The 12,358-nt window shown below is 40.7% G+C and carries 6 protein-coding genes and 2 pseudogenes; all 8 read right to left on the reverse strand.

Translation table 11 applies throughout. From position 1 onward, the window contains the following. Window positions 1-20: 20 nt before the first annotated feature. Complete coding sequence (locus J5A56_RS13690) at window positions 21-470, reverse strand: DUF6078 family protein (protein ID WP_021670540.1); 450 nt, start codon at window positions 468-470, stop codon at window positions 21-23. Between the two features lie 62 nt (window positions 471-532). Continuing rightward, entirely contained in the window at window positions 533-886 is a 354-nt protein-coding gene (locus tag J5A56_RS12475) for a hypothetical protein (protein WP_036895401.1), read from the reverse strand. Window positions 887-1,062: 176 nt separating this feature from the next. After that, the gene (locus tag J5A56_RS12480; protein ID WP_021670541.1) at window positions 1,063-1,509 is read right to left on the reverse strand and encodes a hypothetical protein; all 447 of its coding nucleotides are present in this window, start codon (window positions 1,507-1,509) and stop codon (window positions 1,063-1,065) included. A gap of 604 nt (window positions 1,510-2,113) precedes the next feature. Beyond that, window positions 2,114-5,914: pseudogene (locus tag J5A56_RS12485) on the reverse strand (RHS repeat-associated core domain-containing protein); the annotation flags it as partial. A gap of 87 nt (window positions 5,915-6,001) precedes the next feature. After that, a complete protein-coding gene (locus tag J5A56_RS12490) occupies window positions 6,002-6,700 on the reverse strand; it encodes a hypothetical protein (protein ID WP_021670906.1) in 699 nt (232 codons plus the stop codon). A gap of 49 nt (window positions 6,701-6,749) precedes the next feature. Next, window positions 6,750-9,125, reverse strand: a complete 2,376-nt coding sequence (locus tag J5A56_RS12495) for an RHS repeat-associated core domain-containing protein (RefSeq protein WP_249112203.1) — start codon at window positions 9,123-9,125, stop codon at window positions 6,750-6,752. Window positions 9,126-10,499: 1,374 nt separating this feature from the next. Next, window positions 10,500-11,186 carry a hypothetical protein gene (locus J5A56_RS12500; RefSeq protein ID WP_249112115.1) on the reverse strand — a complete coding sequence of 229 codons (687 nt, stop codon included), beginning with the start codon at window positions 11,184-11,186 and terminating at the stop codon, window positions 10,500-10,502. A gap of 144 nt (window positions 11,187-11,330) precedes the next feature. Then, window positions 11,331-12,335, reverse strand: a pseudogene (locus J5A56_RS12505) (RHS repeat domain-containing protein); the annotation flags it as partial. Window positions 12,336-12,358: the final 23 nt, after the last annotated feature.

The following is a 12,358-nucleotide window of genomic DNA, read 5'->3' on the forward strand; positions in this document are numbered from 1 at the left end:
CCTTGAACATGTTGTATATGTCATTGTTCCCAGTCGGGGCGCTGTTCGTAGCTGTCGAATTGCGGGGCGGGGAGTTCGTATTCATTGAATATTGTTGTTATTTCTGCCTGCTGCTCGGGCGAAATGAGCTGGTCTCCCTTTTGGGCGTAATAGAAAGCGCGCTCGCTGCTGAACACGTTCATTACATCGTAGCGCACGCTGTGGTACTGCGCTTTGGGGATATGGTCGAACAGTCGGCGCATGCCTCGGGCGTATCGCATGGGGGCGTCACTGCGAAACTCGCGGCACGCTTCGCCTTTCGCTACTTGTGCTACGTAGGCGGGCGTTACGCAATAGTTCGTTGTCGGCGGTTCGGGTTGCAACTGATATAGTCGGGCAACTTGGCGGCGAAGGCAGTGTACTGCTTTCGCGCATTCTTTGTCTGTGGCGTAGCATGAGGCGTAGCCGAAGGGGATTTTTTCAATCTGCATAAATATGATTAATCAAATATAGCTGTTAATTTATTCTTTTTTACAACTACAAAGATAATAATTTACTTGATAATCTCTAAATCTTTTACGTATCGACCATTCTTTTCTGCCGAGAAAGAATAATACTCAGCCCCGTTACCCACAATACCGATATTCCTCCCTTTCATGGGGAAAGAATCCAACACATTAAAAGCCCCATCTCTTCGTATCGTTTTATAAGAGAAGGAATGTGGGTGTATCCTGTAAATGTTCTTATATAAGTTATCTACATAAATTGTATCTGTTCCGGTAATAAAATAGAGCAGGATCTCTCCATAATAACCATTGGTTTTGCGAATAATGATAGAATCTGTATCCCCAATGATGAGACTATCATACTTATCACCCTCGGAAACGGATATATAAATATTATTCATATCACAATAATATCGCTTTTTTATCTTTTTGTTTGTACAGGAAATAACAAGAAGTAAAACGAATGTGTATGCAATGATGTCCTTTATTCTCATTTGAAAAAGAAATTTTGATAGTATTTACAAAGGGATAAATAGGTGAGGAAATTTATTGTTGTCTGATACAGTACTTTATACCCTTAGGTATTCTTATCGGAATCACATGTAGTTCGAGTTGCTTTTATCACCCTTCCTATTGAATCCGTTCTAATCTTAACTCTAAAAGCTATACCTCCCATGCCGTTATTCGACAAAGTATATGTAGAATTTGGTCTTAATTTGATCTTTTTAGAAAAATTGTAACCTCCGACATAAACATTATATTTATCGGGAATACTATCAAGCCTTATTTTGCTTGGTGGTGGATTTATCGTATCATTCCACACAAGTAATATACCTCCCTCATATTGACATCCATTTGAAGCTACGGAGTCGTTATCAATACTGAGTTTATAAAAAGACTTTTCACACGAACATATCGTTTGACTCGCAATATCAAAGTAAAAAGCATTATCTACTTTACATGAAAAAAATAGAAATACATATAGAATTACTATGATATTATCTTTTTTTAGTTTTGCTTTCACTCTTTTTCCCAAATTTATTTGTAATAAAGGCCTTCCACCATTGATCTAATCTCTCTATGATTTGATCTTGGGAATTATTCTTGTTCTTAAATAGCTTTTCTAAACCTTTCATTTTATAATTTTTATCGATAAATGCACTAAATTTCCTAAAAGTAATAGCTCCTTTATCTGCTTCCTTTTCTTTTGTAGAATAGCTACCATCATGCCAATTTTGCCCTGATAGTATATTTCTAAGATATTGATAAACAGATCCTACCAGATGCCTTTTTCCTTTTATTTGAGGAATATGACCAACCTCATGGGCATTTCTTTCCATAAACTCATAGAAAAAGGCTCCATTAGTTTCTCTATATGTCATATTATTTTTAAAATTATAATAATAATGGGTTATTATTGCATGATCAGGATCTTTCCCTGCTGTCAATGATGAACCAGCTGTACCTATTGATCCATTTAATATACCAGTTTCCTCAAATATTACATTTGCGAAAAGGATTTGTTGCTCATTGACCCCACTTACTAAGTGGAGAAGATGAGCTGCTGCTGGAGTAAAATAATAACCTCCAAGTGGATTCCTTGCTAATATTATACTATTTTCTGATTGTTTCCCATTTGGATCTAAATATTTAATAGGATTATCCATTGTATAGCAATACCCATTCACATTTGGATACTTCTCCGCTAACGGATCCACCCCATACCAGATACTTGCCATAGGATTCATGTACCTTGCACCGTAATAGTACAAGCCTGTCTCCTCATCGAACTGCTTGCCGTTGAACTTATATGGCAGGTCTTCACTGCTACTATGCTCGTCAACCAACAGTTCACCGTATGGCAGGTAAGCATCATACTGTGTGATGTTGGCTTTATCGTCTGTGATATAAGACGTTGAGCCGAGGTGGTCACTGTGATAGAAGAAGGTCTCCTCACATGTTGTGTCGTTTGGAATATAACCATAACCAGCCTGCGGGTCGTCAGGGGTACTCGGGTCATTCCAGCTTACAGGTGGACCGGGGTTGGTATTCGGTGTGGTGTTGGGGCGTGGAGTCTGAATCCAACCCTGTGGCACATCGTGGTTGCCGAGTGTGTCAATGATAGAGTTATACCCTCGTTTTGTATTCTCCGGGTCACCATACGCACCCTTCATAGTAGGTACACCAGGGGCAATGCCTTGCTGCTTATAGTATGCCTCCTTCTGTGTCTGAATCTGATTCATACGCTCTGCATAGTCCTGCTGACCAGCCGTTACGTATGAGCCGTTACGTCCGTAAACGTTGTTGAACAATCCTGTACCGATACGGCTGGCGATTCGTTTGTCACCAATGAAGTAATGCTTTGTGAAGCGATTCTTGTTAACAGAGAGGATACTTGCCGGATAAAGCGTAAAGTTGTCCGTCTCGTGGAATGTGATACCCTGCGGTGCACCGTTGATATACACACCCTCCATCGTACCGTAACTCTTCATAATACGTTCGCCGGCAGCGTTGTAAGTGTAACGACTTGTCTTACCGTTATCGCTTAAGACCATGAGTCGGTTGTCCTCATCCCAGTACATCTCACGGGTAGTGTTCGTAGAGTCGTTCGTTACCAGCGTTGGATTACCGTTGGCATCGTATGTGTAATGGTCGTGACCAATCTGCGTTGGAGCCGTAGGATGGTTACTGTCTTCATACTTATAAGCAAAGTTATAAGACTTAGCAGTTGTCGTTGAGTCCACCTTCTGCACCTTTGTCAGCGGTTCACTCATCCGTCCGAACGACATCACCATATCATACGATGCACGCTTAGCCTTACCGCTGGCATGAACAAGACGGTTCAGCTCATCATACTCATACGTATGCGAACTCCTTCCTCCTAACTTCGCCTTGTTGAGTTTCGTCAGCGACGTTGGGTTGGCAGCATTCGTGATACCGAGGATATTATCCACAGCATCATACTGGTACCTGTTCTCCATCACAGTCTGACCATCCGCTGTAAGGTTCATCACCTGCAGACGTTCACGCTGCTTGTCATAGGTATAGGTAGTCTCCGTGCCATTACCGAGTTTCGTATAGACCGTATGACCCTCCTTGTCGTAACCTATCCTGTCAACAATAACGCTCTGACGTCCCTGTTTATTGCTCGTCAGGCTCTCCACCTGTCCGGCAGCATTGTAGTGATAAGTTACCACTTCACCGTCAGGATAAGTCATCGTCTGCACCCGGTTCCAGCTGTCATAGGTAGCACCATAGACATAAGTCCTGATATCCGCCACGCTCGCCATCACTGTACGTACAGTCTTCGTCACCTCACCCTGTCTGCCGTAGTAGTAGGCTTCACCACCCGAAGCATCCTCAACGAGGGCAAGACGACCGGCACGGTTGTACTTATCGCCAGCCTTACCATAGGTATAAGTAACACGGTTGAAGAGATTTTCTGGATAAAGCACCTCATGCAGTCGTTCGAAGTCGTAGGTGTAAGAGATGTAACCCTTGTCAGATATCGACTTCCTAAGTTCTGCCGTGAGCTTCGTCAGGAGGTTGCCTGCCGCATCATAGGTCATATCCGTCTCACCTGCATCAGGATGGTTCACCATCAGTTTGCGACCAAGCAAGTCATAGGCATACTTCGTCTCCCTACCGTTAGGATGCTGAACTGTCATCACCTGACCGACAGGGTCATAGCTGTACTTCACCGTGATATCCTCACCACGAGCATGCTGCACCGTCTCCCGGTTACGCCCCTTGGCATCGGTATAGCTCTCCGCATGTCGTCCCAGTGCATCCGTGACCGTTGTCTGAAGCATCGGTTCACCGTCATGACTACCGATACTGTAGGCTGTGCGTGTCACACTGCCGTCAGCAAGCGTAACACTCATGGTACGGTCGTGCGCATCATACTCTGTCTTTGCCTGCAAATCACCTGTAGCATGGTTGTAAGTGCCAATATTACCATGGCTCTCCGTCATTGGATAATAAGCCGCAATATTACGTCCAAAGGCATCGATAACAGCCCTCCCACTGACGATGGAGACCTTTTGATTGCTGCCACCAGACCAGACCACACCTGTCTGTTTCGTCTGGACGGCACGCATCAGCGAGTCGGCAAAGGTGTAGGTATCTATGTTGCCTTCCTTAGAATAATGAATGGTATGTGCCTTACGTTCTGCAGGGAAGTACTCAAAGCGGATAGTAAACGGCTGACCGCTCTCTATCTCATACGGAGCACGGATAGTCCTCTGTCTGCCCAGTGCATCGTAGGTGTATTCCATCTTCTGCCCGTTAAGGTCGGTCGTTACGGCCGGAGCATTCCAAAGACCATCATAAGCCGTACTGGAGCTATAGCCGTAGGCATCCTTGACACTTGTCACAAGACTGTGATAGAGGTCATCATACGTATAAGCATAGAACATACGCTGATGGTTATAGTTCTCCGGCTTCGTCATGCGTGTGATGTTGCCATAGCCATCGTAAGTCATGTTATAGACAGAAGGCTTGTCACCGTTATGGAGCATGATTTCCGTTATCTCACCGTTGCCGTCTACCTTCGTTGAGCGTTCACGATAAATCTTACTACCACTGCTGACAGTGATATGGCTCGGGATACTGACGATATACTTGTCGGCAATCTTATGATAGTTAATGTTTGCCTCTAAGCTATAGGCTGTTGTAGTCTCCTTATATCCCTGTAGGTTACCATAGTCATCGTAAGTATTGCTGACAGCAACCGACAGACTGTCCCCACTGACTTCATCAAAGTTACTTTGAACGAGTGTCTTTAGGGCAGGGAAGACAACAGCATCTGTCGTATTATTACCAACGGCAAGTGTCTTCAGGTCGTAGTCATAGACAGCGCCCTGCAGTTTCTTTCCATCAGCGGTATAGAGATATTCACTCGTAACAAGTTCATGTGCATAGTAATCCCTGTTCTTACCATAGGTCTGTACGGAGTAACGATAGAGTCTATCACCATTCTCTGTGTCTATCTGATTAGTACGTACCTGCTTGAAACCATAGAAGTCACGCTCACGGCGGTCACGATAGCCACCGCTATATTCAAAGGTATTCCTGCTTCGTACTGCTCCGTTCTCCTTGTATCCACCTGTCGTCTCAACCGATGACATCACCCAGCGACGTCCCGGCAAGTCGTAACTTGGAGTTGTCTGCTCATAGTTGATATTGATATGTCCGCCGAAAGGAAGTGTCACGCTCTTTAGCATATTCGTTCTGCCCGTAAGGTTGCGGTAGACTATAAGCTGCTTTGCTCCATCAGCGACAATAATATCTGGATGTCCGTCACCGTCGATATCTCTCAAGGCTGTTTCAGTATAGCTGACACCATCAGACAAAGAACCTACTCCCTTGAATGTAAGTCTGAATTTCAAAATTCAAAAATGAATCGAAATTGAGACCGAGAAGTTGCCTTACCCTGAGACAGAAGTTTTCTCAAATATATATACGAACCTTTTTTCCTTTTGAATTGGCAGTGCTCTCTCCATCTTTTCCTTTAGTCATAAGTTTATTTTGTTTTGTAAATAATCAATTACAACTTTATGCGTTGAATCAACATCATACGATACACTGGTGCTTAAACCATTTTGTGTGAATATAGTCCATGTACCTATTCGCTTTGCTCTTTTCGTTTTGTCATTATATAGGGAATATCCTTTTGCAGCAATATGCCCGTTTTTATATCTCTTTATCACATACACAACTTTCCCAGACTTTATATTATTATACGTCAAAACGCTGTCTTTTTCTTTGTCCCCAACTTTATGGAATAATACTATCCCATTATCACGAGACTCGAGTAAATATTGTGAATACAATTTATGTCTAAATTCATTTATGGAGTCTATACCATCGCCTGCATACCATTTATCAGTATTGGAGTAATATGTCCAAGTTCCATCTCTCTTATCAAAAGAGAGCGAAAATTCACAATCACTCATGAAATAATAAATATAAGAATAACCATGAAACATAACTTCTGAAGTCTCTTGGTTTTCAGATAAATCAATAGAATCTAATTTTGTAGGATACATTCCATGAGAATGGCGGTACTGCTCTAATCTACTTATAATATCTTTACCATACTTTTTACCTAAATAAATTTCGTAATAATTACCAGAAATAATTATTAAGGATATAACAACAATTGAAAAAACAATTGACATGGCAGTTTTACCTATTATCATTTTTGTCTTCATACTTCAATTCCATTAATTATAATATATCCACAAAATATTATCATTTTAATTATAAGTTCATTGTTTTATCACTTTTTTTATATCTCAATGATCCGAGATTATTATTGTCAATACTAATATTCATTATTTTCCTTTTTTCATCAAAATATAATCTTATGTTACCTTTATTTGTTTTATTAAAATTTGATATAAGCTTAAGTACATCTTGTTTGGTATAATTAGCATCTTTAGGAGGATTGTAATAGGCATTCATAGCTAATTGTGAGAAATAAATTGCCTGACCACCCTTGTAAGCTTGAGTTGTCCTAGCAAAAGTCCAATGACTACTTGCCCGAGATACAACCGATGCATGAAGAAAATGACTCTCACCCATCCCTCTATGATTATCTTGAAAGTGCATGTCTTCATGAAACAACGTATTCATTAAATTATATTTATTTTTAAGAAGAATATCCGGTGTGCCATTTTCTCCTGCTGGAATCCAGATACCATTATCTTTAGGCTCATAATAAGCAGTTTCATCCTTTCTTATCTCACCTATAGTGCCTACGGTCGCTTTTATACCTATAGCTTTGGCATAATACCCAGCAACGTTCGCAATTATTTGTCTGTTCTTCTCGTTTCCCCAACCAAATAAAATTGACTTAGTTTCATAATCTGAAAAATATTTCTTAGAACCATCTGGATTAACAATTGTTATATTCGCAGAATTATTATTTACGACTTTAATTATATTGCCATTACCATTCACGTGAAACTCATCATTGCCATCAACATCAATAATTTTAATGGGATTAGCACTACAATATACATAAGAACCTAAAAATTGATACTTCTCCGCCAACGGATCCACCCCATACCATAAACTCGTGACTGGATTCAAATACCTTGCACCATAATAGTATAGGCCAGTTTCCTCATCGAACAGCTTGCCGTTGAACTTGTACGGTAAGTCTTCACTTGATGAGTGCTCATCAACTAACAACTCACCGTATGGTAGGTAGGCATCATACTGTGTGATGTTGGCTTTATCATCTGTGATGTAAGACGTGCTGCCTAAGTGGTCACTATGATAGAAGAAGGTTTCTTCTTTTGTGGTATCATTAGGGATGTATCCATATCCAGCCTGCGGGTCATCAGGGTTGCTTGGGTCGTTCCAGCTTACAGGTGGACCGGGGTTGGTGTTCGGTGTGGTGTTGGGGCGTGGAGTCTGAATCCAACCCTGTGGCACATCATGGTTACCGAGTTCTGTGAGGACGGCATTATAACCTACACCCGTGTTCTCTGGATCACCATACGCACCCTTCTCTGTTGGCACACCAGGTGCTACACCCACCTTCTTATAATATGCCTCCTTCTGTGTCTGAATCTGATTCATACGTTCCGCATAGTCCTGCTGACCAGCCGTTACGTATGAGCCGTTGCGTCCATAGACGTTGTTAAACAGACCAGTTCCAATCCTTGATGCTATGCGTTTGTCACCAATGAAATAATGCTTCGTGAAGCGATTTTTATTGACAGAGAGGATACTTGCAGGGTAGAGCGTGAAGTTGTCTGTTTCGTGGAACGTGATGCCTTGTGGTGCACCATTAATATACACACCTTCCATCGTTCCGTAACTCTTCATGATGCGTTCACCAGCAGCATTGTAAGTATAACGACTCGTCTTGCCGTTGTCAGAGAGTACCATCAGACGGTTGTCTTCATCCCAATACATCTCACGGGTAGCATTTGTAGAGTCGTTCATTACCAGCGTTGGATTACCGTTGGCATCGTATGTGTAATGGTCGTGACCAATCTGCGTTGGAGCCGTCGGGTGGTTACTGTCCTCATACTTATAAGCAAAGTTATAAGACTTAGCTGTTGTCGTTGAGTCCACCTTCTGTACCTTCGTCAGCGGTTCACTCATCCGTCCGAACGACATCACCATGTCATACGATGCACGCTTTGCCTTACCGTTTGCATGAACAAGACGGTTCAGCTCGTCATACTCATACGTATGCGAACTCCTTCCTCCTAACTTCGCCTTGTTGAGTTTCGTCAGCGATGTTGGGTTGGCAGCATTTGTAATACCCAGGATATTATCCACAGCATCATAACGATACTTGTTTTCCATCACAGCCTGACCATCCGCTGTAAGGTTCATCACCTGCAGATGCTCACGCTGCTTGTCGTAGGTATAGGTAGTCTCCGTGCCATTACCGAGCTTCGTATAAACCGTATGACCCTCCTTGTCGTAACCTATCCTATCAACAATAACGCTCTGACGTCCCTGTTTATTGCTCGTAAGACGCTCAACTTGTCCGGCTGCATTGTAGTGGTAAGTTACCACTTCACCATCAGGATAAGTCATCGTATGCACCCGGTTCCAGCTGTCATACGTAGCACCATAGACATAAGTCCTGATATCCGCCACACTCGCCATGACTGTACGGACAGTCTTCGTCACCTCACCTTGTCGACCATAGTAATAGGCTTCACCGCCACTCGCATCCTCAACGAGGACAAGACGACCGGCACGGTTATACTTATCGCCAGCCTTACCATAGGTATAAGTAACACGATTAAAGAGGTTTTCTGGATAAAGCACCTCATGGAGTCGTTCGAAGTCGTAGGTGTAAGAGATATAACCCTTGTCAGATATCGACTTCCTAAGCTCTGCCGTGAGCTTCGTCAGGAGGTTGCCTGCCGCATCGTAAGTCATGTTATAGACAGAAGGCTTGTCACCGTTATACGTTGTCAAACGGAAGTGTACAACTGCAAATATACAACTTTATTTTGTAAATGGGTCTTTAGATCATGGGAAAACGGGGAAGGATAGTGTGCGTTGTGCGCGTAAATGTAACCAAGAAAAAGCATCAAAACCCCTAATTAAGTTTAATTTTTAGTTGCTGTCACTTTTAACACTTTGCGTAATAAGTTTATATTCAGATGATTAAAGGCAGGAAGGGAGTGACAGAAATGACAGTAAAAACGGAAATGGTATACGGTAGGATTTTGTCTTTGGGAGGGAAAGGTCGACTGATAGTTATAAGATACGGCTGTTAGTGGTAAAACGCTCTGGCGCAGGTCCTCGTAAGATTATCCGTCCTTCCATATACCACCGCACCATTACGGACTAATCAGAAATATTTTTACAAGAGATTGAAGCTACATATCCACAAAATTAAAAGAAAAGTAAAGTAAAGCATTCATACTTGTAGTCCATTGTTTACCAAAGACTTACAAATGCCCTTCTAAAAGGTGCTCTTTTACGCTTCAAAAGGGCACCTTTTACACCTCAAAAGAGCACCTTTTACCCTGCGGAAGGGCATCTTTTGCCGTGTCAAAGTCCATCTGCTATTTTCAATTTATGAATCTTTATTACAATCCCTCTTATGCCCTTTCCCCTTTCATAACAAGCGAGTATTTCCCCCTCCGCATTATTAGAACGACATCATTTAAACAACTACTTTTCAATTTTCCTGTCACTTCTGTCACTCCTCAACACATCACAACGCATTGATAACAAGTTATTTATACGAAATGTTAAAAGTGACAGCAACTAAAAACAAAAAATACTTTGGGGTTTAGAGTAATTATAAACCATGTAATTCCAAAGATGTGTCCGAAGAAATGTGTATTGTTCCTTATGGTTATAAGTATTCCTTACATTGGAACAAAGAAAACCAAAAAGGCTGAATCCCTCACTTAGGATTCAACCTTGAATTATATCTAATAAAATGTTTAGCGGACAACGATTTTATTCTATCCTATTGTGGTTATATACGTCATGTTTTTGTATTTCTAAACCACCTAATTATAAAAAGTATCCTTCTTCTAAAGAAAGTTCTTTTACCGCTTTATCATTTATTATTTCTAACTTGATAGGATAAGGGAAGTTCCAATCGTCAATCAATAGACTTCGATAATTGGGTATCTTATGACTATGCAAAATATTCTGTTTGTTCAATAAATCTCCTGATTGTTTTAAATTATACAACACTATCAAGTGCCCATTCCAAAAGAAATACCCATTAAATTTTGAAGAATCATAAAAAATCATTGGACGGAAGATGACATACTGCTTACCCTTCTCTTGTTTAAAACGAAGCTCATATAATACTGAAGGGGCGTTTTCAATATAGTTATGAAGAAATTTCTTTAATCCCGTATTCTTTATAATATTTGTATCAACATAGCCTCCCTTAGATAATAAGGAGAAACCTTTGGGAATTCTAACTATTCTATTTTCATTAGTGATAAGAAATGCTCGTTGAATTGGCTCCGTTATACCTTTTGATTGGAAAACATTTCTGTAGCCATCTATTTTGCCACTATATTTTTTTAAGACTTTTGTATCTACTATATGTGTCCTATCTAAACTATCCGTCTGGAAATATGTTATTAACTTTCCATTATAGATATAATAACCATCAATCATGTCTGGGTCATAAGCACCTAACCCAGTCATAAATAACAAGTTATAATTATTAATTTTAGACACTTGTATTTGTATCACATTATATTCTGGATGCTCTTTAGAGAATTGGTTAAGCACATATTGTAGAGATGGGGAAATTGGTTCCTTTTTGATTGTACAACCCGAAAGTGCAAAAAGAGAACCAGAACAAAAACCGTTTTCGTTATGTTATCTATAGACATATTTTCTTATTCGTTGATAGCTTGGATTAAAAATTGGATTAATCTTTGACTTTTGAAGATTATATTGATATAATTGTTTTGCTTGTTTCGAGTCACCAGCATAATAGATAAATGCCTTGGGATAGTTATCCAAAGTCTGACGAGGATGGTCTTGTCTATACCTTCCATAAATAGCATCTAATGTCCACACATCTCCGTCTCTGTAATATTGTTTTACTAATTCTCCTGCAGGTGTATTTTTATACTCATTATAGTTACCTGATGCTCTTGTTACTCCCTCATTGCTTCCCCACGGATGGCTGTGTAACATAAATAAAAATTTTCCCGCATTTACAGTATTGACGTCAGCAGTCGATTGAAAATCAGAATTAAGTTTGAAAACAACTCCCCCATTATCACTTCTTTCTCCTATAAGATTCCACTCTACATTAGTATAATCTGCTACGAATTTAAAGAATTTAAAAGCATCTTCAGAGTTAGTCGTTGATGCATTTGTTCCGTTTCGTGTCTTATTTTTTACTAACTGAGAAGCAAGTCCCTTATTTATGAGAATATTGCTTTTATCAGAAGAAAAGATTCGATCTGTAGTTTTAGCATTTGTCCTTCTCCAAAAAGATATCTGCCCATTTTTATTTAGTTTATAATCATCTTTCCCATCAGGATCTATCATATTAATAGGGTTCCCATGACAATAAACATACGCCCCTATATTCGGAAACTTCTCCGCCAACGGATCTACCCCATACCAAACACTTGCCACAGGATTCAAGTACCTTGCACCATAATAGTACAAGCCTGTCTCTTCATCCAGCTGCTTCCCGTTGAACTTATAGGGTAGGTCTTCGGAGCTACTATGCTCATCAACTAACAGTTCGCCGTATGGTAGGTAAGCATCATACTGGGTGATGTTGGCTTTGTCATCTGTGATGTAAGACGTGCTACCTAAGTGGTCACTGTGATAGAAGAAGGTTTCCTCTTTCGTAGTGTCATTTTCTTCCATATTTGAAATCTATC

It is taken from the genome of Prevotella melaninogenica, assembly GCF_018128065.1.
Classification (GTDB): domain Bacteria; phylum Bacteroidota; class Bacteroidia; order Bacteroidales; family Bacteroidaceae; genus Prevotella.